General features: G+C 69.0%; 27 protein-coding genes. 11 read left to right on the top strand and 16 right to left on the bottom strand.

The features are described 5' to 3' along the window. Position 1: 1 nt before the first annotated feature. From mug to AB0J95_RS08860, 10 genes are read right to left on the bottom strand one after another with little or no spacing between them, the layout of a single operon-like run. Positions 2-502, bottom strand: a complete 501-nt coding sequence (gene mug, locus AB0J95_RS08905; RefSeq protein ID WP_364755038.1) for a G/U mismatch-specific DNA glycosylase — start codon at positions 500-502, stop codon at positions 2-4. 7 nt (positions 503-509) lie between these two features. Beyond that, positions 510-860 (bottom strand): metal-sulfur cluster assembly factor, encoded by a 351-nt coding sequence (locus AB0J95_RS08900; RefSeq protein WP_364755035.1) that lies wholly within the window; start codon positions 858-860, stop codon positions 510-512. 41 nt (positions 861-901) lie between these two features. Beyond that, positions 902-1,378: a Uma2 family endonuclease gene (locus tag AB0J95_RS08895; RefSeq protein ID WP_364754433.1), complete on the bottom strand. Its 477-nt coding sequence runs from the start codon at positions 1,376-1,378 to the stop codon at positions 902-904. After that, entirely contained in the window at positions 1,379-1,816 is a 438-nt protein-coding gene (sufU, locus tag AB0J95_RS08890) for a Fe-S cluster assembly sulfur transfer protein SufU (RefSeq protein WP_364754431.1), read from the bottom strand. 6 nt (positions 1,817-1,822) lie between these two features. After that, positions 1,823-3,091 (bottom strand): cysteine desulfurase, encoded by a 1,269-nt coding sequence (locus tag AB0J95_RS08885; protein ID WP_364754428.1) that lies wholly within the window; start codon positions 3,089-3,091, stop codon positions 1,823-1,825. After that, positions 3,088-3,861, bottom strand: a complete 774-nt coding sequence (gene sufC / locus AB0J95_RS08880) for a Fe-S cluster assembly ATPase SufC (protein WP_364754425.1) — start codon at positions 3,859-3,861, stop codon at positions 3,088-3,090. Before sufC ends, AB0J95_RS08885 begins: the two co-directional genes overlap by 4 nt. A 26-nt stretch (positions 3,862-3,887) precedes the next feature. Continuing rightward, complete coding sequence (locus tag AB0J95_RS08875; RefSeq protein WP_364754422.1) at positions 3,888-4,202, bottom strand: non-heme iron oxygenase ferredoxin subunit; 315 nt, start codon at positions 4,200-4,202, stop codon at positions 3,888-3,890. 37 nt (positions 4,203-4,239) lie between these two features. Next, positions 4,240-5,400 carry a Fe-S cluster assembly protein SufD gene (gene sufD, locus AB0J95_RS08870; protein WP_364754420.1) on the bottom strand — a complete coding sequence of 387 codons (1,161 nt, stop codon included), beginning with the start codon at positions 5,398-5,400 and terminating at the stop codon, positions 4,240-4,242. A 1-nt stretch (position 5,401) separates the two neighbouring features. After that, positions 5,402-6,850: a Fe-S cluster assembly protein SufB gene (sufB, locus tag AB0J95_RS08865; protein ID WP_364754417.1), complete on the bottom strand. Its 1,449-nt coding sequence runs from the start codon at positions 6,848-6,850 to the stop codon at positions 5,402-5,404. After that, the gene (locus AB0J95_RS08860; protein WP_364754414.1) at positions 6,847-7,566 is read right to left on the bottom strand and encodes a metalloregulator ArsR/SmtB family transcription factor; all 720 of its coding nucleotides are present in this window, start codon (positions 7,564-7,566) and stop codon (positions 6,847-6,849) included. Before AB0J95_RS08860 ends, sufB begins: the two co-directional genes overlap by 4 nt. A 412-nt stretch (positions 7,567-7,978) precedes the next feature. Between AB0J95_RS08860 and AB0J95_RS08855 the strand changes: the two genes are divergently transcribed. Beyond that, positions 7,979-9,241, top strand: coding sequence for an amidohydrolase (locus AB0J95_RS08855; RefSeq protein WP_364754411.1), 1,263 nt, complete (start codon positions 7,979-7,981; stop codon positions 9,239-9,241). Here the strand turns inward: AB0J95_RS08855 and AB0J95_RS08850 are convergent. Beyond that, positions 9,230-10,393 (bottom strand): aminotransferase class I/II-fold pyridoxal phosphate-dependent enzyme, encoded by a 1,164-nt coding sequence (locus AB0J95_RS08850; RefSeq protein ID WP_364754409.1) that lies wholly within the window; start codon positions 10,391-10,393, stop codon positions 9,230-9,232. The two genes, AB0J95_RS08855 and AB0J95_RS08850, sit on opposite strands and share 12 nt — an antisense overlap. An 83-nt stretch (positions 10,394-10,476) precedes the next feature. Between AB0J95_RS08850 and AB0J95_RS08845 the strand changes: the two genes are divergently transcribed. From AB0J95_RS08845 to AB0J95_RS08810, 8 genes are all read left to right on the top strand, one after another. Further along, on the top strand, positions 10,477-10,941 hold the full coding sequence (locus AB0J95_RS08845; RefSeq protein ID WP_364754406.1) for an Lrp/AsnC family transcriptional regulator: 465 nt from the start codon (positions 10,477-10,479) through the stop codon (positions 10,939-10,941). A 9-nt stretch (positions 10,942-10,950) separates the two neighbouring features. Further along, on the top strand, positions 10,951-12,531 hold the full coding sequence (gene mptB / locus AB0J95_RS08840; RefSeq protein ID WP_364754404.1) for a polyprenol phosphomannose-dependent alpha 1,6 mannosyltransferase MptB: 1,581 nt from the start codon (positions 10,951-10,953) through the stop codon (positions 12,529-12,531). A gap of 39 nt (positions 12,532-12,570) precedes the next feature. After that, positions 12,571-13,500, top strand: coding sequence for a GGDEF domain-containing protein (locus AB0J95_RS08835; RefSeq protein ID WP_364754401.1), 930 nt, complete (start codon positions 12,571-12,573; stop codon positions 13,498-13,500). A 537-nt stretch (positions 13,501-14,037) separates the two neighbouring features. Beyond that, positions 14,038-14,961, top strand: a complete 924-nt coding sequence (locus tag AB0J95_RS08830; protein ID WP_364754399.1) for an ABC transporter ATP-binding protein — start codon at positions 14,038-14,040, stop codon at positions 14,959-14,961. Between the two features lie 5 nt (positions 14,962-14,966). Continuing rightward, on the top strand, positions 14,967-15,743 hold the full coding sequence (locus AB0J95_RS08825; protein ID WP_364755033.1) for an ABC transporter permease: 777 nt from the start codon (positions 14,967-14,969) through the stop codon (positions 15,741-15,743). 37 nt (positions 15,744-15,780) lie between these two features. Continuing rightward, on the top strand, positions 15,781-16,737 hold the full coding sequence (locus AB0J95_RS08820) for a COX15/CtaA family protein (protein WP_364754396.1): 957 nt from the start codon (positions 15,781-15,783) through the stop codon (positions 16,735-16,737). Between the two features lie 40 nt (positions 16,738-16,777). After that, positions 16,778-17,719 carry a fatty acid desaturase gene (locus AB0J95_RS08815; protein ID WP_364754394.1) on the top strand — a complete coding sequence of 314 codons (942 nt, stop codon included), beginning with the start codon at positions 16,778-16,780 and terminating at the stop codon, positions 17,717-17,719. Positions 17,720-17,803: 84 nt separating this feature from the next. Then, complete coding sequence (locus AB0J95_RS08810; protein WP_364754391.1) at positions 17,804-20,425, top strand: AAA family ATPase; 2,622 nt, start codon at positions 17,804-17,806, stop codon at positions 20,423-20,425. 20 nt (positions 20,426-20,445) lie between these two features. Here AB0J95_RS08810 and AB0J95_RS08805 read toward each other — a convergent pair whose 3' ends face one another. From AB0J95_RS08805 to AB0J95_RS08790, 4 genes are all read right to left on the bottom strand, one after another. Then, a complete protein-coding gene (locus tag AB0J95_RS08805; protein WP_364754389.1) occupies positions 20,446-21,081 on the bottom strand; it encodes a hypothetical protein in 636 nt (211 codons plus the stop codon). Further along, positions 21,078-21,506, bottom strand: a complete 429-nt coding sequence (locus AB0J95_RS08800) for a hypothetical protein (RefSeq protein WP_364754388.1) — start codon at positions 21,504-21,506, stop codon at positions 21,078-21,080. Before AB0J95_RS08800 ends, AB0J95_RS08805 begins: the two co-directional genes overlap by 4 nt. A gap of 69 nt (positions 21,507-21,575) precedes the next feature. After that, a complete protein-coding gene (locus AB0J95_RS08795) occupies positions 21,576-21,809 on the bottom strand; it encodes a hypothetical protein (protein ID WP_364754386.1) in 234 nt (77 codons plus the stop codon). Positions 21,810-22,290: 481 nt separating this feature from the next. Then, entirely contained in the window at positions 22,291-22,557 is a 267-nt protein-coding gene (locus AB0J95_RS08790) for a hypothetical protein (protein WP_364754383.1), read from the bottom strand. 124 nt (positions 22,558-22,681) lie between these two features. Between AB0J95_RS08790 and AB0J95_RS08785 the strand changes: the two genes are divergently transcribed. Continuing rightward, positions 22,682-23,647, top strand: a complete 966-nt coding sequence (locus AB0J95_RS08785; protein ID WP_364754381.1) for a quinone oxidoreductase — start codon at positions 22,682-22,684, stop codon at positions 23,645-23,647. 59 nt (positions 23,648-23,706) lie between these two features. Here the strand turns inward: AB0J95_RS08785 and AB0J95_RS08780 are convergent, their stop codons facing one another. Beyond that, entirely contained in the window at positions 23,707-24,330 is a 624-nt protein-coding gene (locus tag AB0J95_RS08780) for an FKBP-type peptidyl-prolyl cis-trans isomerase (protein WP_364754379.1), read from the bottom strand. Between the two features lie 242 nt (positions 24,331-24,572). Here AB0J95_RS08780 and AB0J95_RS08775 point away from each other — a divergent pair, with 242 nt between their 5' ends. Then, entirely contained in the window at positions 24,573-25,535 is a 963-nt protein-coding gene (locus tag AB0J95_RS08775; RefSeq protein WP_364755030.1) for a hypothetical protein, read from the top strand. Position 25,536 lies beyond the last annotated feature (1 nt).

The raw sequence follows: 25,536 nt of genomic DNA, 5'->3' as shown, positions 1-25,536 counted from the left end.
GTCAATCTAATACGGACAGTCGCAACTTCCGGAACTCGTCGGCCAAAGCGGGCAGCAGGTAGTGGGCGTTCAGGCCGCTGGGGTTGGGCAGGACCCAGAGTTTGCTGGGACCAAGGGTTTCCGGCTGGGGGCCGATCGTCGCTTTTGGACGGGCGAACCCGGCGCGGTAGGCGGTCACGCCGACGACGGCAACCGTTTGCGGGCGGTACTTCCCGGCCAGCTTGGTCAGGATCTCGGCTCCCTGGACGAATTCCTGGCCGGTGAGCTCGGACGCCCTGGCGGTGGGGCGGGCGACCATGTTGGTGATGCCCAGGCCGTAGCCGAGCAGCTCGTGTTGTTCGGACGGCTTGAGCTGCCGGGGGGTGAACCCGGAGAGGTGCAGCGCGGGCCAGAACCGGTTGCCGGGGCGGGCGAAGTGCTGGCCGAGCTGGGCAGACAGCAGCCCCGGGTTGATCCCGCAGAACAGCACGGAAAGGCCCGGGGCCACGATGTCGGGCAGGATCACCGGATCACACGGTGAACCCGAGCGCGCGCAGCTGCTCGCGGCCGTCCTCGGTGATCTTCTCCGGACCCCACGGCGGCATCCACACCCAGTTGATCCGGAAGTCGGTGACGATCCCGCCACCCGGCCCCCCGGTCAACGCGGTGCGCGTCTGGTCCTCGATGACGTCCGTCAGCGGGCACGCCGCCGACGTCAGCGTCATGTCGATGGTCGCGATGTTGTCGTCCTCGACCTTGATGTCGTACACCAGCCCGAGGTCCACCACGTTGATCCCGAGCTCCGGGTCGACCACATCCCGCATGGCCTCCTCGATGTCGTCGATCGCGGCGACATCCGCCTTCGGCGCGGCCTCGGGCATCCCGGCGGCACCCCGCACGACATCGGCCTCGTTGGTCTCGGTCACTGGTCCACCCTCCCATCAAACTCACGGCGGGACAGTTGCAACGTTGTCAAGTCGATGTCCAGCTGGAACGGCTCAGCTGTCGTGAAACGCTTGGTGGCAGGCGGATCCTGCCGGTAGCCCAAGTCGCCGGCCAAGTGGTACGCCGTCAGCGACAAGGTTCCCTCGATGTCGATCACCCAGTAGTGCGGAATACCCGCCGCAGCGTATTCGGCGGGCTTCGTCGCTGTGTCGGTCACTCGCGAACCAGGCGATATAACCTCGACAGCGAGCAGGACCCGATCCGCGTTGAACCTCGAAACGGTGTCGTTCGCGGGATCTTCCGGCACCACCACGATGTCCGGGACTCGAACGCGCGGCGGGAACGCCGACTGGATCAGGACGCCTTCCTGCAGTTCGTAGCGACGGGTGTTGTCCTCCGGGAGGGCGTCGAACTCCTCCAGAGTCAGCAAGTGATCCGGCCAGGCTGCTGCCATCTAAGCCGCCTCCGCTCGCGACACCGCGTCCTTGAATGCCATCCACCCAAGCAGAGCACACTTCACGCGCGCCGGATACTTGGCGACGCCGGCGAACGCGACGCCGTCCTCGAGCACGTCCTCGTCCGGCTCCACCTGCCCGCGGCCCTGCATCAGCTCGGTGAACGCGTCGAGGGTCTTGAACGCCTCGCCGACGCTGCGGCCCACCACGAGGTCGGTCAGCACCGAGGTCGAGGCCTGGCTGATCGAGCAGCCCTGGCCTTCGTAGGAGACGTCGGCGACGGTCTCGCCGTCGAGCTTGACCCGGAGCGTGACCTCATCCCCGCAGGTGGGGTTGACCTGGAAGGACTCCGCGTCGAAGGGGTCCCGCAGGCCGCGCCCGTGGGGGTTCTTGTAGTGGTCCAGGATGATCTCCTGGTACAGCTGCTCCATCTGCATGCCGGCTCACACTCCGAAGAACCGCTTGGTCTCGCGCACCCCGTCCAGCAGGGCGGCGACGTCGTCCAGGTCGTTGTACAGATAGAACGACGCGCGGATGCTCGCCGGAATTCCCAGCCGGCGGTGCAGCGGCCACGCGCAGTGGTGCCCGACGCGGACCTCGACGCCGTGGCTGTCCAGGACCTGGCCGGCGTCGTGGGGGTGCACGCCGTCGATCACGAACGAGACGGCGCTGCCGCGGGACTCGGTCGAGACCGGGCCGACGATGCGCACGCCGGGGATCTCCTGCAGGCCGGTCAGGGCGGCGGCGGTGAGCTTGTGCTCGTGGGCCGCGATCTTGTCCATGCCGATGGCCGACAGGTAGTCCACCGCCGCGCCCAGGCCGACGGCCTGCGAGGTCATCGGCACGCCCGCCTCGAACCGCGCGGGTGGCGGGGCGAACGTGGACCGCGCCATGTGCACCATCTCGATCATCGACCCGCCGGTCAGGAACGGCGGCATCGCCTCGAGCAGCGACCGCCGCCCGTACAGCACGCCGATCCCCGAGGGGCCGAGCATCTTGTGCCCGCTGAACACCGCGAAGTCCACGCCCAGCCGCTGGAAGTCCACCCGGGAATGCGGCACCGACTGGCAGGCGTCCAGCACGGTCAGCGCACCCACCGACTGCGCCTTCTCCGCGAGCACCGGCACGGGGTTGACCGTGCCGACCACATTGGACTGGTGGGTGAACGCCACGATCTTGGTGCGCTCGTTGACCAGCTCGTCGATGTCGGACAGGTCGAGCCTGCCCTCGTCGGTCACGCCGAACCAGCGCAGGGTGGCGCCGGTGCGCAGCGCGAGCTGTTGCCACGGAACGAGGTTCGCGTGGTGCTCCATCTCGGTGATGACGATCTCGTCACCCGGGCCGAGCAGGAACCGCTGCGCCTCCGGGCCGGAAACGGACGCGTTGCTCATCGCGTACGCCACCAGGTTGATGCCCTCGGTGGCGTTCTTGGTGAACACCAGCTCGCCGGTGTCCGCGCCGATGAAGTCCGCGATCTTGGACCGCGCGCCCTCGTAGGCGTCGGTGGCTTCTTCGGCGAGCTGGTGGGCACCGCGGTGCACGGCGGCGTTGGACGTCTCGACGAACTCCCGCTCGGCGTCCAGCACCTGCGTGGGGCGCTGCGACGTCGCACCGGAGTCGACGTAGTGCAGCGCCTTGCCGTCCCGGATCGTCCGCTGCAGGATCGGGAAGTCCTTGCGGATCGCGGACACGTCCAACGCGTCGTTCGTCACTGTGCGACAGCTTCCTCGCGCTTGCCGGTGTACTTCACGTAGCCGTCGGTCTCGAGCTGGTCGGCCAGCTCGGGGCCGCCCGACTCGACGATCCTGCCGCCGGCGAACACGTGCACGAAGTCCGGCTTGATGTACTTCAGGATCCGGGTGTAGTGGGTGATCAGCATGACGCCGGCCTCGCCGGAGGCGCGGTAGCGGTTCACACCCTCGGACACCACGCGCAGCGCGTCCACGTCGAGACCGGAGTCCGTCTCGTCCAGGATCGCGATCTTCGGGTTGAGCAGGCCCAGCTGCAGGATCTCGTGGCGCTTCTTCTCACCGCCGGAGAAACCCTCGTTCACGCTGCGCTCGGCGAAGGCGGGGTCGATGTCCAGGTCGGACATCGCGCCCTTGACCTCCTTGACCCAGGTCCGCAGCTTCGGCGCCTCGCCGCGCACGGCGGTGGCCGCGGTGCGCAGGAAGTTCGACATGGACACGCCGGGCACCTCGACCGGGTACTGCATCGCCAGGAACAGCCCGGCGCGGGCGCGCTCGTCGACGCTCATGTCCAGCACGTTCTCGCCGTCCAGCAGCACCTCGCCGGAGGTCACGGTGTACTTGGGGTGACCGGCGATGGCGTAGGACAGGGTGGACTTGCCGGACCCGTTGGGGCCCATGATCGCGTGCGTCTCGCCGGCCTTGATGGTCAGGTTGACGCCGGACAGGATCTCCTTCTCGGTCTCGTCGGCGACGACCGAGACGTGCAGGTCCTTGATCTCCAGGGTGGCCATGCTCGTTTGCTTTCCTTAGCTTGCAGTCAGTTCAGGGTGTGTGGGGGGTCGACGTACACGTCGTCGCCGTCGACGCGAACCGCGTAGACGTCCACGGGTTCGGTGGCGGGCGGGGAGGACGGCTGCCCGGTGCGCAGGTCGAAACACGAACCGTGCAGCCAGCACTCGATTCCCTTGCGGGTGACCTCGCCCTCGGACAGCGACAGCGAAGCGTGCGAGCACTCGTCTCGCAGGGCGTGCACCTGGTCGCCCTCGCGCACCAGCACGACGGCGACGTCACCGACCTCGACGGCAAGAGGCTTCTTGTCGTCCAGTTCGGACAGTGCGCACACTCTGATCACTGTCCCTCCACGGGAAAAAGCATGTCGGGACTGGTCATCATGTGCCGACCGCCTCGAGCTCGGCCTCGATCGCGGCCTCCAGGCGCTCGCGCAGCTCGGGGACGCCGATCTTGACCAGGATCTCGTGGAAGAAGCCGCGCACCACGAGGCGGCGGGCCTGCTCCTCGGGAATTCCCCTGGCCTGCAGGTAGAACAGCTGCTCGTCGTCGAACCGGCCGGTGGCGCTGGCGTGGCCGGCGCCGGCGATCTCGCCGGTCTCGATCTCCAGGTTGGGCACCGAGTCGGCGCGGGCGCCGTCGGTGAGCACCAGGTTGCGGTTGAGCTCGAAGGTCTCGGTGCCCTCTGCGGCCGCGCGGATGAGCACGTCGCCGATCCACACCGTGTGCGCGCCCTCGCCCTGCAGCGCGCCCTTGTAGACCACATTGGACTTGCAGTTGGGCACCGCGTGGTCGACGAACGTCCGGTTCTCGAAGTGCTGCCCGGCGTCGGCGAAGTACAGGCCCAGCAGCTCGGCGTCGCCGCCGCGCTCGGCGTAGGTCACGGTCGGCGAGAGACGCACGAGGTCGCCGCCGAGGGTGATCGTGGTGTGCTTGAGGGTCGCGTCCCGGCCCAGCTTGTTGTGGTGCGAGGACACGTGCACCGCGTCGTCCGCCCAGTCCTGCACGGACACCACGGTCAGCCGCGCGCCGTCGCCCACGACGAACTCCGCGTTGTCGGCGTACGTCCCCGAACCGCGGTGGTCGATGACCACGACGGCCTCGGCGAACTGCTCCACGCGGACCTGCAGGTGCCCGTAGGCGGTCTTGCCCTCGCCCGGGCCGGTGACCGTGATGGTCGTGGTCTGCGGGCGGGTCTCCTTCGGGAACGTCACCACGGTGGCATCCACAAAGGACGACCAGGCCTGCGCCGCGATCCGGTCGTCCGGAGTCCCAGCGGTACCAAGACGATCGTCACCGCGCTGGACGGTCTCCACGACGACCTCAGCGGGCGCGGCAACGTCCACAGTGGCCTGTCCGTCGGCGACGGCGCCGCTGTGCAGGTTGCGCAGCCGCTTCATCGGGGTGAAGCGCCAGATCTCCTCACGGCCACCGGGCACCTCGAACGCGTCCACGTCGAACGACGCGAACTGGGCGGCCCTGGAGGCGGCCGGTACCACGGCACCCACGCCGTGTGAGTGCTCCTTGACTAGCTCCGCCATGTCAGCCGACGGCCCCTTCCATCTGCAGCTCGATCAGGCGGTTCAGCTCGAGCGCGTATTCCATTGGCAGCTCACGGGCGATCGGCTCGACGAAGCCGCGCACGACCATCGCCATCGCCTCGTCCTCGGTGAGACCGCGGGACATCAGGTAGAACAGCTGGTCCTCGCTGACCTTCGAGACGGTCGCCTCGTGGCCCATCTGGACGTCGTCCTCACGGATGTCCACGTACGGGTAGGTGTCCGACCGGGAGATCGTGTCGACCAGCAGCGCGTCGCACTTCACCGTGGACTTCGAGTGGTGCGCCCGCTTGTTCACCTGGACCAGGCCGCGGTACGAGGTACGGCCACCGCCGCGGGCGACCGACTTCGACACGATGGTCGACGAGGTGTGCGGCGCCATGTGCACCATCTTGGCGCCGGCGTCCTGGTGCTGGCCCTCGCCCGCGAACGCGATCGAGAGGACCTCGCCCTTGGCGTGCTCGCCCATCAGGAACACCGACGGGTACTTCATGGTGACCTTGGAGCCGATGTTGCCGTCGATCCACTCCATGGTCGCGCCCTCTTCGGCCTTGGCGCGCTTGGTGACCAGGTTGTAGACGTTGTTCGACCAGTTCTGGATGGTCGTGTAGCGGCAGCGGCCGCCCTTCTTGACGATGATCTCGACGACCGCGGAGTGCAGCGAGTCGGACGAGTAGATCGGCGCCGTGCAGCCCTCGACGTAGTGCACGTAGGCGTCCTCGTCGACGATGATCAGCGTCCGCTCGAACTGGCCCATGTTCTCGGTGTTGATCCGGAAGTAGGCCTGCAGCGGGATGTCGACGTGCACGCCCTTCGGCACGTAGATGAACGAGCCGCCGGACCAGACCGCGCCGTTGAGCGCGGAGAACTTGTTGTCACCGTGCGGGATGACCGAGCCGTAGTACTCCTTGAACAGCTCCGGGTGCTGCTTGAGCGCGGTGTCGGTGTCCAGGAAGATGACGCCCTTCTCCTCCAGGTCCTCGCGGATCTGGTGGTAGACGACCTCGGACTCGTACTGCGCCGCGACACCGGCGACGAGGCGCTGCTTCTCCGCCTCGGGGATGCCGAGCTTGTCGTAGGTGTTCTTGATGTCCTCGGGCAGGTCCTCCCACGAGGCGGCCTGCTTCTCGGTCGAGCGCACGAAGTACTTGATGGTGTCGAAGTTGATGCCCGACAGGTCCGCGCCCCAGTTGGGCATCGGCTTGCGGTCGAAGAGCTGCAGCCCCTTGAGGCGGCTCTCCAGCATCCACTCCGGCTCGCCCTTCTTGGCGGAGATGTCCCGAACGACGTCCTCGTTCAGGCCACGGCGAGCGCTGGCACCGGCCACATCGCTGTCCGCCCAGCCGTATTCGTAACGGCCGAGGGTGGCGAGAGTCTCTTCCTGGGAAAGCGGCTCTGTGGTGGGTGTGCGCTGCTCGGCAGCGGCAGTCATGCGGGCTTCCCTCCATCCGGGATCGGTGGGCCTTCAGCAGCCTGAGGGGTGGAATAAGGCTCCACCGGTATGTGCGTCGTACACGCGGCGTCACCGCGTGCGATGGTCGCCAGCCGCTGCACGTGGGTGCCGAGCAGGTCGGCGAACGCCGCCGTCTCGACCTCGCACAGCTGGGGGAACTCGGCCGCGACATGCGCCACCGGACAGTGGTGCTGGCACAGCTGTTCTCCCGCCCCGACCTTACGAGTCGAGGCAGCGTAGCCCTCACGGGTCAGCGCGGTGGCGAGGGCCTCGGCCTTCTCCTGCGGGGAGTCCGCGGCGCCCACGGCGGTCCGATGTGGATCGACGAGCGTCCTGACCCGTCGCTCCGCGAAGGCCTTCACGGCCGCCTCCCCGCCGGTCTCGGCGAGGAACCGGATCGCCGCCACGGCGAGGTCGTCGTAGGCGTGCCCGAACCGCGCGCGCCCCGCCTCGGTGAGGAGGAAGAGCTTCGCCGGCCGGCCACGGCCCCGGCTTTTGATCTGCGGGGCCTCCCTCGTGCAGGCTTGGTTGTCCGCGAGCAGCGCGTCCAGGTGACGACGGACCGCCGGCACGCTGAGCTCCAGCTGCTCGGCCACGGACACCGCGCTCACCGGCCCCTGCTCGAGCAGCAGACGGGCGACGGCGAGCCTGGTAGGCCCGTCGACCGGCTGCTGAGCAGGTCCAGTGTTTTTCACAACATTGATGTTACCTAATTGCCCGGACTCAGCTCAACGAGGGTCGACCGTGACCCGAGTCATGCAAGGCCAGCCTTACCTAGCTGTGACTGGTGTGACCCGTGGGGCTGCTGTGGCTCCCGGGTTACCTTCCAGGGTGCTCTTGCAGGGAGGACGACACGCAACCGGCCGACGCGATCGCCGCGGCCATCAACGCGCTCCTCGCCGACGGCACCTACAGGTCCACTTTGGACCCGTGATGCGCCGCCGAAGGTGATCACCGAGCGGCGGTCCAAGATCGGTATGGTGTTCCAGCAGTTCACCCTGTTCGGACACATGACGGCCCTGGAGAACGTGACGCTCGCGCCCATGAAGGTGAAGAGACGGACCAAGGCGGCCGCCACCGGGAAGGCGCTCAACCTCCTCGACCGGGGTGTTCATCCACGAGGGCAAGGTCATCGAACAGGGACACCCCAAGCAAGGCATTCCCGGCGAAGGTACTTTGATGCACGAAAGCGTCTCCGCACGCATAGAACGACTGTCCCCCACCCTGATCGGGCTCAGCCACCGCGTGCACGCGGCGGGCGAGCTCGGGTTCGACGAGAAGCTGTCCGTCGCCGCGGTCGCCGAAACCCTGGCCGCGCACGGGATCGAGGCCGAGATCGGCTGCTACGGCCTGCCGACGGCGTTGCAGGCCACCATTGGTACGGATGGCCCACGCATCGGCGTCCTGGCGCAGTACGACGCCCTGCCGGACATCGGGCACGGCTGTGGCCACAACATCATCTGCGCCACCGCCGTTGGCGCGTTCCTCGGGCTGGCCGAAGTGGCACACGGCACTGTCGTGCTCTACGGGACACCGGCCGAGGAGAACGGCTCCGGCAAGGAGATCATGGCGCAGACCGGCGCCTTCGACGATCTGGACGCGGTGGTGATGCTGCACCCGTCCAGCCAGACCATCGCCAACGCCACCAACTCCGGCCTGCGCTCGGTCGAGGTGACCTACCACGGCACCGCCGCACACGCCGCCGCCGACCCGCAGCACGGCCGCAACGCGCTGGACGCGATGGTGGCCGCGTACCAAGGGATCGCCGCGTTGCGCCAGCACATCGAACCGGACGAGCGGGTGCACGGGATCATCAGCGAGGGCGGCCACGTGGCCAACGTCGTGCCGATCCGGGCCAGCGGCCGGTTCCTGCTCCGTTCGGCCGACCCACAGTCCCTTGTGGACCTCAGCAGACGGGTGCACCGGATCCTCGAGGGCGCCGCGCTGATGACCGAGACCCGCCTGGAGGCCACCTGGGACAAGATCCCGCCGTGCCTTCCGGTGCGCAGCAACGGCCCACTGGCCGCGCGGTTCGGCAAGCACCTGCGCGACCGCGGCATCCCGGTCACCCCGGCCGACCGCACGCTTGGGTCGACCGATCTGGGCAACATCAGCCTGCGCGTGCCGTCGATCCACCCCACGCTGGCGATCGCGCCGGAGGGAACGGCCATGCACACCGCCGAGTTCACCCGCTACGCCGCCGCGAAGCGTGCGGACGAAGCGGTCGTGCACGGCGCCATCGCGCTTGCCTTGACGGCGTTGGACTTCCTCACCGACGCCGACCTGCGGGCCGCCGTGCGCGCGGAGTTCGAGGCCGCGGGCGGCCGGCTGGACGTGCCCGCGCTGCTGGAAACCCCGTCAGCCGGCTGAGGTCTCGTCCAGCGCCCGTTCGACGTCGCTGATCAGGTCCTCGGCATCCTCCAGTCCGCAGGAGAAGCGCAGCATCCCCTCGTCGATGCGCGCGGCCGCCAGCTCCTGTGGGCTCAGGGAGAAGTGCGAGGAGTTGAACGGGGTGCTCACCAGGGTCTCCACCCCGCCCAGGCTGGTCGCCTCGGAGGCGATGGTCAGCCGCCGCATCACCTTGAGCGCACGGTCGTTGCCACCGCGGACCGTGAACGCCACCATCGCGCCACTTCGCCCCGGCTTCAGCACATCCGCCGGCCCTTCGTAGCCCGCCAGACCCGGGTAGCGCACGGACTCGACCCCGGGATGGTCCTGAAGCCGTTGCGCCAGCTTCAAAGCGGTCGCCGAGGAGCGTTCGAGGCGGACGTCGAACGTCTGCAGTCCGCGCCAGACCAGGAAAGCCGCGTGCGGGTCGAGGCAGCCGCCGAAGGTGATCATCCGGCGCTGGATCTCGGTGACGGTCTCGCGGTCGGACACCACCACCCCGGCGATCACGTCCGAGTGGCCGCTGAGGAACTTCGTCGCCGAGTGCACCACGATGTCCGCGCCCAGCCGCAACGGGTTCACCGTGTAGGGGGTCGCGAACGTGTTGTCCACCACCAGCTTCGCGCCGGCCTTGTGCGCGAGGTCGGCTAACACGGGCAGGTTCGTCAGTTCCAGCTGAGGGTTGGACAGGGTCTCGGCGTAGACGATCGCGGTGCCCGGTGTGATCGCCTCGGCCCACGCGTCCAGGTCCGCCGAGTCGACCACGGCGACGTCGAAGCCGAGCGCGGGCAGGTCACGGACGAGCAGGTCACGGGTGTCGCCGTAGACCTGGCGGGCGGCCACGATCCGGCGGCCGGACTGCAGCAGGGTCACCAGGGTGGTGGCGATGGCGGCCATCCCGGAGGACGTCATCATCGCCGCCTCCGCCCCCTCCAGCAGGGCGATCTCGGCGGCGGCCGCGTCCACGGTCGGGTTGGCGAACCGGCTGTACCAGTGCTCGGTCAGCCCGCCGTTCTGCTGGATGTCCTTGTAGGCCAGGTCGTCCAGGTAGAACGTGGCCGACTGGTAGATCGGCGGCACGACCGGCCTGGTGCGGGCGACGTATCCCTCGGACTTCTCGGCTCTTCCGGTCATGCACTGAGACTACGGGCGAGCCTGCCGCAGTTGGCAGCGTTTTCCAGCGCGCAACAGCCGAGTTAACACTACATAATCAAGCCATGGACGAGATCGACCGGATTATCCTCGGCGAGCTGGTGCGTGACGGCCGGGTCAGCTTCCGCGACCTGGCCGACCGGGTCCGGCTCAGCCCGACCGCGACCGCCGAACGCGTCCGCCGCCTGCAGGAGACCGGCGTGATCACGGGCTACCGCGCGGAACTGTCCCCGGCCGCGCTCGGCCGCCCGCTGCGGGCGCTGATCGACGTCCGTCTGCGGCCGGGTCCCGATCACGCCTCGCTTGAACAGCGGTTGATGACCCACCCGTGTGTACTGAGTGGTGTTCACGTCACGGGCCGTTGGGACTACACGCTGACGGTGGCGTGCCGCGATGTGGCCGAACTGGACGAGGTCGTCATGGCGTTGCCGCGCGACTACAACGTGATCGAGACCGACACGAGGCTGGTTCTGCGTGAGCTGAGCGGTTCTCGTTCGGTTGCCGACATGGCCGGCCGAGGTTCTCGATAGTCTGCGCAGGTGGTGGTGAGCGATCCGGTGCCCGTCGACGTCGTGCCCGTTCCGCCTGCCTCGGCGCCGCTGGACAGGAAGGACTGCCGCCAGCTGGACCTGGTCCGGCGGTGGGGCACCATGGGCGCGCTGCTCATCGCCTTCGGCTCGCTCGGCGCCGGCGCGGCCCCGGTGTACAACCCGCTGCCCAGCGTGCCGGTGATCGGCCTGTTCGCCCGGATCCCGGGGGTCTCGCTCGCGGTCGCCCTGCTGGGTATGGGCATGGTCATCTCCGGCTGGGTGCTGCTCGGCCGGTTCGCGCGGCCGGCCAGGGCCCGGCTGATGAGCCTCAGCCAGCTCAACCGGACGCTGCTGATGTGGGCCGTGCCGCTGATGTTCATCCCGCCGCTGTTCAGCAAGGACGTCTACAGCTACCTGGCGCAGAGCTCGATCGTGTCCAAGGGCCTGGATCCCTACATGCTCGGCCCGGGGCAGGCGCTCGGCCAGGACGACCCGCTCACCCGTGGCGTGTCGAACATGTGGCGCGACACCCCGGCGCCGTATGGGCCCCTCTTCCTGTGGCTCGGCCATTTACTCAACTCCGTGACCGGCAACCACGTTGTCACCGGGGTGCTGACCCAGCGGTTGCTGGCTCTGGCTGGCGTCGCGTTGTTCGTGTGGGCGTTGCCGCGGTTGGCGAAGCGGTTCGGGGTGCAGCCGGTGACCGCGTTGTGGTTCGGCGCGTTGAACCCGCTGGTGCTGTTCCACCTGGTCGCCGGGGTGCACAACGAGAGCCTCGCGATCGGGCTGATGATGGCCGGGTTCGAGATCGCGCTGCGCTACCTCCCCAAACCCGGGGCGCCACCGCTGGCGTCGCCGCGCAAGGAGTGGACGTTCGTCCTGCTCGGCGTCGCGGTGATCACGCTGGGCGCGGCGGTGAAACTGCCGGCGCTGGTGGCGGCGGCTTTTGTCGGCGTGCAAGTCGCTCGGAGATGGGGCGGCGGGATCCCTCGGTTCCTTGGCGTGGGCGCGCTGTTCTTCGCGACGGCGGCTGTGACGATGACCGCCGCTTGCTACGGCACGGGGCTCGGTTATGGCTGGGTGGGTGCGTTGGGCACGCCGAGCCTGGTGCGTAGCTGGATGTCGCCGGTGTCCGAGCTGGGCAACCTGGGCGGGGTCCTGGGCATCACCCTCGGACTGGGCAACCACACCACCGCTGTGCTTGAGGTGTTCACCCTGCTGGGGTACGCGACCGCGGCTGTGATCACGGTGTGGCTGCTGTGGACGTGCCTGCAGGGGCGGCGGAGTGTCATGACCGGGCTGGGTGCGTCGCTCGCGGCGTGGCTGATTCTGCACCCCGCGATGCAGCCCTGGTATTTGTTGTTCGCAGCCATTCCCCTGGCCGCGTCGTTGGCCGGGACGAAACGATTCCGGACGTTGGCGACGGTCGGATCTGCATTCGCAGCCTGCCTGCTGCCGCCCACCGGCGGCACTTTCGCAGGTCGCAACTATGTCGCGGTTCTCGCTTATGTAGCGGCGATAGTTGTGTTGTTGGTCATGCTCTACTTCGTGCACCGCCGCGTCCCGATCGTGAAGCGCGCGAAAGCCTGAAGGGCGCTAGTCTCTGCCTTCCCCGAAGGGAGAGACCCGGTGAGCTGCGCTTCATGTGGAGGGCCACACAGCCCGTGGGCGACCGACCGCCTCACGCTGCTGCTGGACAGGTGGGGCTGGGACGAGCAGGCGGCTGAGCTGCTCGACGGCGCCGCGTTGCTGGTGGTGGACCTGGACAACTTCAAGCGCGTCAACGACAGGTATGGGCATCCGGCGGGCGATGCTGTGCTGAAGGCGGTGGCGGACACGCTTCGGGCGACTACACGAAAGGGTGATCTGCTGGGGAGGTATGGCGGGCATGGTGGGGATGAGTTCCTGGTGCTTTTGCCGGGGACCTCGCTTTCGGAGGCGATGGGGGTTGCTGAACGGATTCGCGTTGGTGTTCGCGGGATGCGGGTTTTTGCCGGGGAGAGGACTCTTTCCGGGATTTCTGTTTCGATTGGTGTCGCTGCCGGGTTGCTGGACCTTGCGGCGTTGATCGCCGCGGCGGACGAGTCTCTGCGTTCTGCGAAGCGGTCCGGCCGTGATCGGGTCGGGTCGGGTTCCTGGTCGCGTCGGCGCGGGGTGCTGGCTGTCGTTGGCGCCGCTGCCGCTGCTGGGCTCGCGATCGTCGCGTTCACTGGGGAGCCCCGGGTCACTCAGGAAGCCGCTCAGGCGGCCGCTGTTGCTGGGCCCCAGCCGGTTCTGCAACCACCGGCTCCCAGCGTTCAGGCTCCGGTTGCGTCCACTGTCACCGTTTCGAGGACTGTGACTGCCTTGGTTCCTGTGCCGCCTCCGGCGCGGCCTCGGACTGTTCAACGCACTCGCACCGTCCCCGCGTCGCCGCCAGCTTCATCACCACCAGCTTCGTCGCCTTCAGCGCAGCCGCGTGAGCTCGATGCACCGCAAGCCACTCGCCGTCGGGCGTGTGTTGCGTGCGAGATGCTTACGACGTTGATGCGCAACCTTGAGGGGCGTTGGCCGCGTTGATGTAGGGCCTGGTTGGGGCACGTGCCTACCTGGGCCTTAGGGAGGGCTTGCGCCCCGAGGGGCGCTTGTTGGTCAGGTTGCCTCGGGTTCGGGGTAGGGGTCTGCGGTGGTGATGTACGTGCGGCCCGTAGGGCTGGGGAATCTCAAGGTGCCCGGCGTGGGCTGGGCGAGACTCCAGGTGCTGCGCTCCCTCACCAGGTTGTGCGGGGCATACCGGCCCTCGCCTTGGTGCGCCGAGCCTCCGCGGCCGCCGGATCGGCCTTGATCACGTGATACCGGATCGCCTGGCGGAACCGGCCATGACTGGCACGCCTGCCATGAGCCAGCACCCGCCGCTCCACCCTCACCGCATCCGCATCGCCTGAGCCCGACGCAGGTCGATCTCCCCCACCTCCACCGCCTGGACGGTGCCCGGCAGGCGCTCGACGAGGTCCTCGGGAGGTTCATGGGGTGGATGGTGGTCTGTGGTGGTGACTTGGGTCGCTCGGGGGTGAGGGGGTTGGGCGGGGTGTGGGGTGGAGGTCCTAGGCTGCGGACGTGAGTGTGTCCGCGGTCGAGGTGTCGGGGCTGGTCAAGCGGTATGGCTCGACCACGGCGGTGGACGGGCTCGAGCTGAGGCTGGCGGCGGGGAATGTGCTCGCGTTGCTCGGGCCCAACGGGGCGGGCAAGACCACGACCGTTGAGGTGTGCGAGGGGTTCATCCGGCCTGACGCCGGGAGTGTTCGGGTGCTCGGGCTCGATCCGCGGACTCAGGGGGATCTGTTGCGGCCCCGGATCGGGGTGATGCCTCAGGGGGGTGGGGCTTACCCGGGGATTCGGGCCGGGGAGATGCTCGACCTCGTCGCGTCGTGTGCGAAGAACCCGCTCAAGCCGGCGTGGTTGCTGGACGTTCTGGGCCTCAACAACGCCGAGAAGACTCCGTACAAGCGGTTGTCGGGTGGGCAGCAGCAGCGGCTCTCGCTTGCGTGTGCGCTCGTTTCGCGGCCTGAGCTGGTGTTCCTCGACGAACCGACGTCCGGGATGGACCCGCAGGCCCGGCGGCTCGTGTGGGACCTCGTCAGCGCGTTGCGGACCGATGGGGTCAGCGTGCTGCTCACCACTCACCTCATGGAAGAGGCCGAGACGCTCGCCGACCATGTGGTGATCGTCGACCACGGGCATGTCGTGGCCGAGGGCAGTCCCGCGCAGCTCACCACGGAGGACCCCGACTGTCAGCAGCTGCGGTTCAAGGCCCGGGGCGGGCTGGACACATCGCTGCTCACCGCCGCGCTGCCGGAGGGGTGTCACGTGACGGAGGCCGCGTTGGGCACATACGTCGTCACTGGGCGGGTAGACCCCCAGGTAGTGTCGACTGTGACGGCGTGGTGCGCGCAGCAGGGCGTGCTCGCCGAGGAGCTGCACGTGGGCCGTCGCAGCCTGGAAGACGTCTTCCTCGAACTCACCGGACGGGAGCTGCGTTGACCGTCATGGATGTCCGGTTCCCCGCGGGCACGTTCGCCCCGGCACCCGGCGCCGGGAGCAAGGCGCGGATGCTCGTCACCCACGCGGGCACCGAGATCAAGCTGACCCTGCGCAACGGTGAGCAGATCCTGCTCACCCTGCTCATCCCGGTCGCCCTGCTGGTCGGCCTCACCCTGATCAAGATCATCTCCATGCCCGACCCGCGGGTGGACCAGGTCGTGCCCAGGGTTTTCGCGCTCGCGGTGATGTCCAGCGCGTTCACCGGGCAGGCCATCGCGCTCGGCTTCGACCGGCGCTACGGCGTGCTCAAACGGCTCGCCGCGACCGCGCTGCCCAGGTGGCTGCTGGTCGCCGGACGGGTCGCGGCCGGGCTGGCCGTGGTGATCATCCAGCTCGTCGTGCTGGGCGTGGTCGCCGCGATCCTGGGCTGGGCGCCGGGCCTGGCTGGTCTACTGTGGACGGTTCTGCTCGCGATCGTGGGCGCGCTGGCGTTCGGCGCGCTGGGCGTGCTGCTCGGCGGCACGTTGAAGGCCGAGATCGTGCTGGCGCTGGCCAACATCATCTGGTTCGTGCTGCTGCTCGCCGGCGGGATCATCGTCCCGGCGAGCTCCATGCCCGACGGGATCGCGCGGGTCGTCGAGCTGCTGCCGTCCGGTGCGCTCACCGAGGGCATGCAGCAGGCGTTGAACGGCGCAGGCCCCGGTGTGCAGCCGTTCCTGGTACTGCTCGTGTGGGGTGTCGCCGCGAGTGTGGTGGCGGGGCGCACAACCCGCCTGACCTGACCGATCGCTCTCAGCGACGCCGTCCTACCATCGGTCGGTGCTCGAAACGCTGAAGTCGCGGCTCATCCAGTGGCACCGCCCGATCGCGATCGCCGCCGTGGTCGCCAACGTGGTCATCGCGGTCACCGGGTCGATCGTGCGCGTCACCGGGTCCGGGCTGGGCTGCACGCAGTGGCCGAACTGCCTGCCCGGCAGCATGGTCCCGGTCGAGCACCCCGAGCTGAGCTCGGTGCACCAGTGGATCGAGTTCGGCAACCGGCTGCTGTCCGGCGGCGTCGGCGTGATCGGCGGGCTGTGCGTGCTCGCCGCCTGGTTCGCCCGGCCCCGGCGCTCCCGGGTGATGTGGCTGTCGGCGTCCATGCTCGGCGGCGTGTTCGCGCAGGCCGTCATCGGCGGCATCACGGTCAAGGCGGGCCTGCTGTGGTGGACGGTAGCGTTCCACTTCGTCGTCTCGCCGATCCTCACCTGGTTCGCGGTGATGCTGGTCAAGTCGCTGCGGGAAGGCGACGAACCGGCCCGCCCCCGCACGAACCCGCTGGTGCCCAAGCTGCTGGTCCTGCAGACCGGCCTGCTGATCCTGCTGATGATCGCGGGCACGATGGTCACCGGCGCCGGGCCGCACGCGGGCGACGCGAACACCCCGCGCCTGGGGCTGTCCGTGGAGGTCCTGGCGCACGTGCACGCGGCCATCCTGTACACGTTCCTCGCCCTGCTGGCCGTGGTCGGGTACGTGCTCTACCGGGGACCGGCGGCGCGGGACATCTGGAAGCGCTACGGGCTGCTCATCGCCGCCGTCCTGGCGCAGGGCACGATCGGGTTCGTCCAGTTCTTCACCGGCGTGCCCAGCGTCCTGGTGGTCACGCACGTGTTCGGCGCCATGCTCGTCACGGTCGCCACCGCCGGGCTGTGGGTCTCGGCCCGTGACCGCGGTCCAGTCCCCGGTGACACTGTGGAGCCTGTCCACAACGAGCAGTTCGTCACCACGTCGCCCTGAGACCATCCGGGCGTCATCGGCAGCGCTTATCGTCGAGGGTGTGACGACGACTACCGCCGCCGGTCCACTGCCCCTGCTGCAGGAGCGACGCACGCTCGCCCAGCAGGTCACGCTCAAGGTGTTCCTGCTCGTGCCGTTCTTGGCACTGGTCGGGGCCGTGCCGTTCGTGTGGGGCTGGGGACTCACCTGGCTCGACGTCATCCTGACAGCCGTGCTTTACGTGCTCGCCACCTTGGGCGTGACCGTCGGCTATCACCGTTACTTCACGCACGGCGCGTTCAAGGCGAACCGGCCGCTGCGGATCGCGCTGGGTATCGCGGGCAGCTTCGCCGTGCAGGGCTCGATCATCTTCTGGGTGGCCAGCCACCGGCGGCACCACGCGTACGCCGACCGCGAGGGTGACCCGCACTCCCCCTGGCTGTTCGGCACCTCCCCGGCCGCGCTGGCCAAGGGCTTCTGGCACGCGCACATGGGCTGGATGTTCTCCCGGGACGTCACCAACTACCAGCGGTTCGCGCCGGACCTGCTGCGGGACAAGGACATCCGGATCGTCAGCAGGCTGTTCGGGGTGTGGACGGCCGGCAGCCTCGTGCTGCCCGCGGTGCTCGGCGGGCTGATCAGCTGGTCCTGGTGGGGCGCGCTGACCGCGTTCTTCTGGGCCGGGTTGGTGCGGATCGCGTTGCTGCACCACGTGACCTGGTCGGTGAACTCGATCTGCCACATGGTCGGCTCGCGCCCGTTCGCCAGCCGCGACCGGGCCGCGAACTTCTGGCCGCTGGCGATCCTGTCGATGGGCGAGTCGTGGCACAACTCGCACCACGCCGACCCGACCTGCGCGCGGCACGGTGTCCTGCGTGGACAGATCGACATCGCCGCGCGGACCATCTGGCTGTTCGAACGGTTCGGCTGGGCCACGAACGTGCGCTGGCCCACCGCGGAACGGTTGGCACGTAAGAGGGTCAGCACATCATCCGCTGAGTGACTGGGCCGTCTACCGCGGAAATCGCGCCGCACAACCAGCCGAACGGTTGTGTCGGACGGTAGCCGTGGGTCGCTACCGTGCGGCATGGCTTTCGAGAGCCGGCGTCCGTTTGTCGGCCGGGCCGCCGAACGTGAACTGATCGCGCAACTGACCGGCCGGCTCGGCTGGCACGACCTGACCGTCCTGGAGATCACCGGGGACCCCGGCATCGGCAAGACCCGGCTGCTGGACCTGCTGGCCGAGCGCGCCGACGGCCCTCTGGTCCGCCGGGGCCGGGCCACGGAGTTCGAGCACACCAACAGCTTCGGCGTGTTCACCGACGCCATCGACGACCTCCCGCTGGACGGCACCCGCGACCGGCTGCACCGCGCGGTGCGCTCGGCGGTGGAGTCGCTGGCGACCCCGGCCGGGCTCGTGCTGTGCCTCGACGACATGCACTGGGCGGACTTGGCGTCCATCGAGCTGCTGGCGTACCTGCTTCGACGGCCGCCTCGTGCTCCCCTGGTCGTCGCCGTGTCGTACCGGGCCCGCCAGGCGCCGCCGCAGCTGCATGCGGCGCTGAACGGGCGGGTCACGATGAAGCTGGACGTCGGGCCGCTCAGCCACTCGGAATGCGCGCTGCTGCTGGGCGCGCACGTCAGCGCGGCGCTGTACGAGGAGAGCGGCGGGAACCCGTTGTACCTCCAGGCTTTGGCCAGGACGGGCGGCTCGGGCGATGGCCATCAGGCGCTGCTGGCCGAGTTCGCCGGACTGTCCACAGCGGAGCTCAGGTTCACCTGGGCGGCCGCGGTGGCCGGTGACCCGTTCGACGCCGGCCTGGCCGCGACGGCCGCCGGAATGTCCACTTCGGACGCGTTGGCCTGCGTCGACACGCTTGTCTCGCGTGACCTCGTCCGGGCTTCGGGGCGGTCGTTCAGCTTCCGGCATCCGATGCTGCGCCACCTGGCGTACGAGTCGGCCGACGCGGGCTGGCGGATCGGCGCGCACACCCGGGTGGCCGCGGCTTTGACCGACGCACCCGCGACCGAACGCGCCCGGCATGTGGAGTGTTTCGCGCAGCCCGGGGACCTCGAGTCGGTGGAGGTTCTCCTCGAGGGTGCGCGGAAGGTCATGCGCAGCGCGCCTTCCGAGGCCGCGCACTGGCTCACCGCGGCGGTCCGGCTCGCGCCCGAGCGGCAGGACCTGCTGCTCGACCTCGCCGAGGCGCAATGCCTGGCCGGGCAGCTGCACGCGAGCCGCGCGACCGCGCACCTGTTGCTGGGCGACCTGACCGACCCGGCCCAGCGGGCGCGAGTCGTGGCGTTCTGCGCGATGGTCGAACGGTTGCTCGGCCGGCACGCGGCGGCGCGTGCGTTGGTGTTGCGGGAGTTGGCTTCGGGTGAGACCACGGCGTTGATGCTCGAGCTGTCCACCGGCGGCCTGATGCGCGGTTCGTTCGACGAGAACCGGGAATGGGCTCGGCGGGCGTTGGAGTCGGCGCGGCGGGAGGGCGACCGGCCGAGTCAGGCGACCGCGTTGGGGTTCCTGGCGATGGACCGGTACTCGGCCGGGGACGTCGCCGCGTCGGCCCGGTTGCTGGACGAAGCGGCCCTGCTGGTCGACGGGATGTCCGACGGCGAGTTCGCGTCCCGGCTGGACGCGGCGTTGTGGCTGGGCTGGAACGAGATCTACTTCGAGCGCTACCAGGATGCGGTGCGGCACTTGACCAGGGCGCTGGGGCTGGCGAACGGGTCGCTGCACCTGTTGCCGTTCCTGCACTGCTGCCTGGTCTCGGCGTTGCGGTGGCTGGGCCGGATGCCGGAAGCGCTTGCGCACGCGGAGGAAGCGCTCGACCTGGCGCACCTGTCGGCCAGTGCCGAGCTGATCACCATGGCGCAGGCGTCGCTGTCGTGGATCGCCGTGTGGGTGGGCGATCTGCCGTTGGCCATCCAGGCGGGCAAGCAGGCCGTGGCCGCCGCGGAGGACGTGGAGAGCTGGTTCAGCGCCCTGGCGCAGGCAATGCTCGCTCGCGCCCGGCTGGCCTCCGGCGAACGCGAGGACTGCGTGCAGACGATCCTGGACACCTTCGGCGGGCCGGACCTGCCCGCGATCGACCCGTGGAACCGGGTGTCCTGGTGGGAAGGCCTGGTCCGGGCCGACCTCGCCCAGGGCAACATCGACAAGGCCTGGGAGTGGGTCGGCCGGATCGAGGCGTCGGCCGAACGGCTCGGGCTGGCCGGGCACCACGCGCTGGCGTTGCTGAGCCGGGCCCAGGTCCTTGCGGTGCAAGGGAAGCCTGCCGAGTGCGCCTCGCTCGCCCGGCAGGCCGCTGTGGAGTTCGGCAAGGTGGGCTGCAAGGCCGACGCGGGCCGGTCGCACCTGCTGGCCGGCATGGTCGCCGCGGATCGTGATCAGCTCCGCCAGGCCCAGGTGCTGCTCGGCGAGTGCGGGGCCGTCGACCTGGCCAAGCTGGCCCGCCGCGAACAACGCCGCCTCGACGCGCTGAGCCCCGCGCCCAAGGTCGCCGACGACGGCGTGGCGGCCCTGACCCGGCGGCAACGCATGGTCGCCGACCTCGTCGCCCAAGGCCTCACCAACCGCGAGATAGCCCGTCACCTCGACGTCACAACGAAAACGGTCGAGATGCACCTCGCCCAGACCTTCGCCAAACTCGGCGTCACCTCCCGGGCCGCCGTCGCCGCGAAGGTCAGCCGGACCCAGTCATAGCCACGAGATGCCGCTGCCGCTCAGAGCCATGCGATCCCGCCTTCCGTCCGCCACACGACCAATGCCCCTGTTGTGTCGTACCTGGCCGACTCGACGCCGGTGAGGGTCCGGCGCCGGTCGCCGGTCACCGCGTCGATCTCGGTCAGCTCGTCGCCGATGAGGTAGGCGACCCGCGGGGTGGCCGGGTCGGCGATGATCGGGACCTCCCCCATCGAGTCGACCCGATGGATCACCGACCCGGCCGGGTCGAACACCCGCACCCGCGAGGTGCGTTGCCTGCCTTGGTCGTACTGCGCCACAATCCCGCCGCCGCCGTTCGCGATCCCGCACGCGCTCGCGTAGGTCAGGTCGGTGACCGGCGGGCGCCTGCCGAGCCGGATGTCCAGCCTGCCGGTGGTGCACGACGTGGATGCCTTGCCCCACTTGGCTTCCGGGCACTGGGCTTGGCACGTCACGCCGTCCGGCCGGACCGGTTGGCGCCACACCTGGCTGGCGTCGCGGCGCAGGCCCACGTACTCGCGGTGCGGGATGTCCAGCACGATCGCCCCGCTCGCATCCGCGTCCACCACCCGCATGCCCGCCGGGTCCGGTTTCCCGCACGCCGCCAGCAGGAGCAGGAACGTGAGGAAGAGGGGGCCGCTGCCCCCTCTGGTCACAGCGGCGAGGTCCGGGCAGTGCACCGCGGATCCGGCCCGAAGATGTCGAACACCGCCTCGAAAGCCACATTGGGCTCGAAGTACGACGGCACAGCTACCTCTCCGTCGGCGTGGTACCACTCACCGGCGTGGCGGTCGTCCGGGGAGCCGTAGACGCCGTACCAGAACCCGTCCAGGCCTTCGACGCTGATGTACATGTTGCTCTTGTCGTTGCCGCCATGGAGGATGTAGTCGTAGTCGGTGAAGACCCGGTCCTGGGCGCCGTCTATGTAGTAGTGGGCCTGCCCCTCAGCGGAGAAATGACCGAAGAACGGGACACTCGTCCCGCAACTCGCGTATGCCGTGTCCGCACTCGCGGGCGCCACCAGCCCCACCAGCAGCGACAGCGTGGCTGCCGTGACGAGTAACGCTCTGCCTTTGCGCACTTGCCCTCCTTGTCGTCAGGTGACATCAGGATGGCGGCACGGTGGTGCGCGGGAGTATTGGGGAAATCCCTACCCCAGGCGTTCCCGGAGCCAGGCGAGGGCGTACTCGCCCTGGACGCGTTGGAACTCGCGGATCCTCGGCAGGTTCAACGGCGGCGGCAGCAGCGACAAGTGCACGAAGTAGCCCGTGAGCGATCCCAGTGCGCAGGTGACCGCGTCCGGGTCGGCCTTGGCGGCCAACGGACTGCTCTCCCACACCTCGGCAGGCCGCGGGCCGCCCTGCATGACAACGCTGGGCAGCATGAACAGCAGGTCGAGCCACGGGGCGCCGATCGCCGCGTGCGGCCAGATCGACCGGGCTCGGCGTCAGCACATCGGAGAGCAGGACCAGGGCATCGTGGACCCGTTGGAACTCATCGGCTTTCCACGGCAGCACGGGATTGCGGCCGTCGATGTCCTCGAACACCAACGCGACCCAGTCACCGTCGTCATAGGACCAGAGCAGCTTCGGGGTGGCCGGGGAGTCCGGCAGCTGGGCCGCGATCACGGCCTCCTTGCGATGCATCGCCGGGGAATCCGGGTTGCGGTCCAGGCCGACGGCCTTCGCGAACACCTTCCGGCCATCGGCGAGCCGGAGCCGCGCCGCCAGTCCCGGCGAGAAACCCCCTTGCTGCGTCACGGCTTGCGTGACCGGGCTGCCGAGCTGTCCCTCGATCGCGGCGCGCACGTGGCCCGGCAGCTCGGACCAGCTGATGCGGCTGCCTCCGTTCCCGTCCATGACCTCCTACGAGAACAGGCGTTTGCCCGCCATCTTCTGGCGGTGCGCGGCGCCGATCTTGGTGGCGTTGACCGTCTCGGCGTCCCAGGTCGCCGCTTCGAGGCCGTCGACCTTGGCGACCAGCGCCTCACCGGCGGCGACGTCCTTGACGAGCACGTCGCCCATCGCCCCGTCCTCGCCCACCAGCACCACCCGGGCGCCTGCCCGGCCGATCGGCTCGATGACCGCCTTCGCCGGGCCATGCGCCCGGACGAACCCACGTGCTGCCTTCATGTCCCCGAGCCTAGATCGTTTCGCGTGCTCGTCCCGGTGTCGCTCGTCACCAGACCGAACCGCGGAACAACGTGGTGTGTGGTGAGGTTGGCGTGACTAGTGGTGTCGGAACGAGGAGGCGAACGTGCCCAGGGCAGTGCTGGTGCGGCAGACTGGTGGACCGGAGGTCTTGGAGCTGGCCGATGTGGCGGTCGGCGACCCGGGTGAGGGCGAGGTGGAGATCGCCATCGACGCGGCGGGCGTGAACTACATCGACACCTACCACCGCTCGGGGATCTACCCGATGGAGACGCCGTTCGGGCTCGGCATCGAGGGCGCCGGGCGGATCACGGCCGTCGGCGCGGGCGTGAGCGACTTCACTGTGGGTGACCGCGTCGGCTGGTTCGATGGGCGAGGGAGTTACGCCGAGCGGATCGTGCTACCCACAGCAAAGCTCGTCCCGGTCCCGGAAGGCATCGACGACGAGACCGCCGCGGCGCTGCTGTTGCAGGGAGTGACCGCTCACTATCTGTTGACCTCGACCTACCCGGTCAAGGAAGGCGACCCGATCCTGATCCACGCGGCCGCGGGCGGCACGGGCCTGCTGCTGGTCCAGCTCGCCAAGGCACGTGGTGCGCGGGTGCTGGCGACGGTGTCCACGCCGGAGAAGGAGAAGCTGGCCCGCGAGGCCGGCGCCGACGAGGTCGTGGGCTACGAGGACTTCGACAAGGCCGCGCGCGAGTTCACCGACGGCGTCGGCATGGCCGCGGTGTACGACGGTGTGGGCAAGACGACGTTCGACAAGAGCCTGGCCAGCGTGCGGCGGCGCGGCTACATGGTGCTGTTCGGCGCGTCCAGCGGCCCGGTGCCGCCGGTGGACCCACAGCGGTTGAACGCGCAGGGATCGGTGTACCTGACCCGCCCGACCAGCCGCGACTTCACCGTGACGCCGGAGGAAGTCCGTTGGCGCACAGGGGAACTCTTCGAAGCGGTGCTGGCGGGGAAGCTGAAGGTCCGGGTGGGCGCGAAATATCCGCTGGCCGACGCGCGGCAGGCGCACGAGGACCTGCAGGGGCGCAAGACAACCGGGAAGCTGTTGCTGATCCCCTGATCGCGCTTGACGGAGTTCTTGTGCGCGTTCATCAACGCGCACAAGAACTCCACGGGAAACTAGCTGACCTTGACGGCGTCGGTGACGAAGACGAGGGTCTCGCCTGCCTTGATCGGGCCCTGGCCGTTCGGGTACCCCAGCGACGGCGGCACGATCAGCAGGCGGCGGCCGCCCTCCTTCATCCCCAGCAGGCCCTGGTCCCAGCCCTTGATGACCTGGCCGGTGCCCACGCCCTGGACCGGCAGCGTCTGGCCGCGGTCGAAGCTGTTGTCCACGATCTTCTTGTCCGACCAGGTTTCCAGCAGGTAGTTCGTCTCGACGACGCTGCCGTTCTTCACCTCGGCGCCGGTGCCCGCCTTGAGGTCCTTGGTGACCAGCGTGGTCGGCGGCTTGCAGGTGGCCGGCAGGGTGATCGTGGGCTTGGCGCCGAAGTCACCGCTGACCTGGATGTCGTCCGCCTTGCACTCCGGGCCGTTGGCCGCGGCACCGGAGGCCGGGGCGCCGGTCGCCGACGCGCTGGTGCTCGTGCTCGTCGTGGTCTTCGACGACGAGGACGTCGTGGGCGGCGGGGTGGCGGTGTTCGAGCCGCGGGTGGAGTCCTGCTCGGAGTTCGTACAGGCGCTCAAAGCGGCCGCCGCCGCCAGCGCCACGGTTACCGTGATGACCTTGCCTGCGATCTGCATGGCGTCACCCTAGGCAACCGGGTCATCCACTGGTCCCATCGGGTGCCCGACTGATCGCGGTGCGCCAGCGAACGCAGCCGAACATCCCCCGTTTTTCCGATTTTGCCTGGTGGGCAATGCGCGTACAGTGACTCGGCGCACACAAACGGACACTATGCGCATTCGTCTGTTCGAGTGCCAGCCAAGGAGGTGACCCGGTGTCCGCGGACGCCAACGGCATCCGCTCGAACCCCGTCCGCGAGATGTTCTGGACCAGGACCGGTCTGCTGCTGGCCGTCCTGCTGGTGGTCGCGGTGGGCAGCCTGTGGATATCCACCGTGATGGACGCCGGTACCTGGAAGAACCTCGTGACCGCGCTCGGCACCGGCACGCTCATCTCGGCGGTCGTCGGGTTCGGCCAGACCCTGATCACCGCGTCGGCCTCCCAGCGCGCGCTGGTCACCCCGCTGGTCGAGGAGAGCAAGAAGGCCCTGCGGGACCTGTCGGCCGAGTACCGCGCGCTGAACACGGAGTTCTTCCCGACCCACGTGTTCCCGCCCACGCCGGACCCGGATCCGGAGTTCAACCGGCAGATGATGGCCGACCTGACCGCGAGCCGGTCGTACCTGTTCCGCGGGTTCGCCGGCCGCTACGCCGCGGCCCGGCTGCTGCTGACCCGCACCGACCGCGAGATGCGGCTGGTGCTGGCCGACCCGAGGGAGGCGTCCGCGATCAGCGGCCGTGCCCGCTACCTGCTGCGCCACGAGGGCGCGGCGGGCGACTACGACAAGATCCGCGCCCGGCTGACCGAGGACATCTCGGCCGGCCTGGTCGGCCTGTTCCTGGCCAGGGGCCGCTGCGCGTCGATGGAGATCGCGATGTTCCCCGACCCGCCGCTGGACCGCGTGGAGATCTTCGACGACAGCGTCTGGCTCACCCTCTACAGCGACCTGGCCGGCGCCACCTCGCTCTACCCGCGCAGCCTGCGGTTCGCCGAGGGCTCCTACATCTACGAGATGCAGCGCGCCGAGTTCCACCGCATGCTGAACACCCGCTCGGTACCGAAGTACAGGATCACCCCGGATACCACCCGCCAGGAGTTCCTGGCGCTGTTCGAGAAAATCACCGGTTCTCCCCTCGGCGACGAGGGGTTCGCGGAACTGGAGCGAAAGTTCCATACTTTCCGCGAGGAGTTCACCGCCGTAGCGGGGTTGGGAAGTAGCTGAG

The sequence above is a fragment of the Actinocrispum sp. NPDC049592 genome (assembly GCF_040675465.1).
Lineage (GTDB): Bacteria > Actinomycetota > Actinomycetes > Mycobacteriales > Pseudonocardiaceae > Kibdelosporangium.
The sequence above is the reverse complement of the archived record's forward strand: the minus strand, read 5'-3'. Positions and strand labels throughout refer to the sequence as shown.

What these genes read in the sequence shown, in the direction of transcription:
- AB0J95_RS08900 (WP_364755035.1), bottom strand. Translation starts at nt 860, where the DNA reads ATGCCCGAGGCCGCGCCGAAGGCGGATGTCGCCGCGATCGACGACATC.
- AB0J95_RS08895 (WP_364754433.1), bottom strand. Translation starts at nt 1,378, where the DNA reads ATGGCAGCAGCCTGGCCGGATCACTTGCTGACTCTGGAGGAGTTCGAC.
- sufU (WP_364754431.1), bottom strand. Translation starts at nt 1,816, where the DNA reads ATGCAGATGGAGCAGCTGTACCAGGAGATCATCCTGGACCACTACAAG.
- sufC (WP_364754425.1), bottom strand. Translation starts at nt 3,861, where the DNA reads ATGGCCACCCTGGAGATCAAGGACCTGCACGTCTCGGTCGTCGCCGAC.
- sufD (WP_364754420.1), bottom strand. Translation starts at nt 5,400, where the DNA reads ATGGCGGAGCTAGTCAAGGAGCACTCACACGGCGTGGGTGCCGTGGTA.
- sufB (WP_364754417.1), bottom strand. Translation starts at nt 6,850, where the DNA reads ATGACTGCCGCTGCCGAGCAGCGCACACCCACCACAGAGCCGCTTTCC.
- AB0J95_RS08850 (WP_364754409.1), bottom strand. Translation starts at nt 10,393, where the DNA reads ATGACCGGAAGAGCCGAGAAGTCCGAGGGATACGTCGCCCGCACCAGG.
- AB0J95_RS08845 (WP_364754406.1), top strand. Translation starts at nt 10,477, where the DNA reads ATGGACGAGATCGACCGGATTATCCTCGGCGAGCTGGTGCGTGACGGC.
- AB0J95_RS08825 (WP_364755033.1), top strand. Translation starts at nt 14,967, where the DNA reads ATGGATGTCCGGTTCCCCGCGGGCACGTTCGCCCCGGCACCCGGCGCC.
- AB0J95_RS08810 (WP_364754391.1), top strand. Translation starts at nt 17,804, where the DNA reads ATGGCTTTCGAGAGCCGGCGTCCGTTTGTCGGCCGGGCCGCCGAACGT.
- AB0J95_RS08795 (WP_364754386.1), bottom strand. Translation starts at nt 21,809, where the DNA reads ATGCTGCCCAGCGTTGTCATGCAGGGCGGCCCGCGGCCTGCCGAGGTG.
- AB0J95_RS08790 (WP_364754383.1), bottom strand. Translation starts at nt 22,557, where the DNA reads ATGAAGGCAGCACGTGGGTTCGTCCGGGCGCATGGCCCGGCGAAGGCG.
- AB0J95_RS08780 (WP_364754379.1), bottom strand. Translation starts at nt 24,330, where the DNA reads ATGCAGATCGCAGGCAAGGTCATCACGGTAACCGTGGCGCTGGCGGCG.
- AB0J95_RS08775 (WP_364755030.1), top strand. Translation starts at nt 24,573, where the DNA reads ATGTTCTGGACCAGGACCGGTCTGCTGCTGGCCGTCCTGCTGGTGGTC.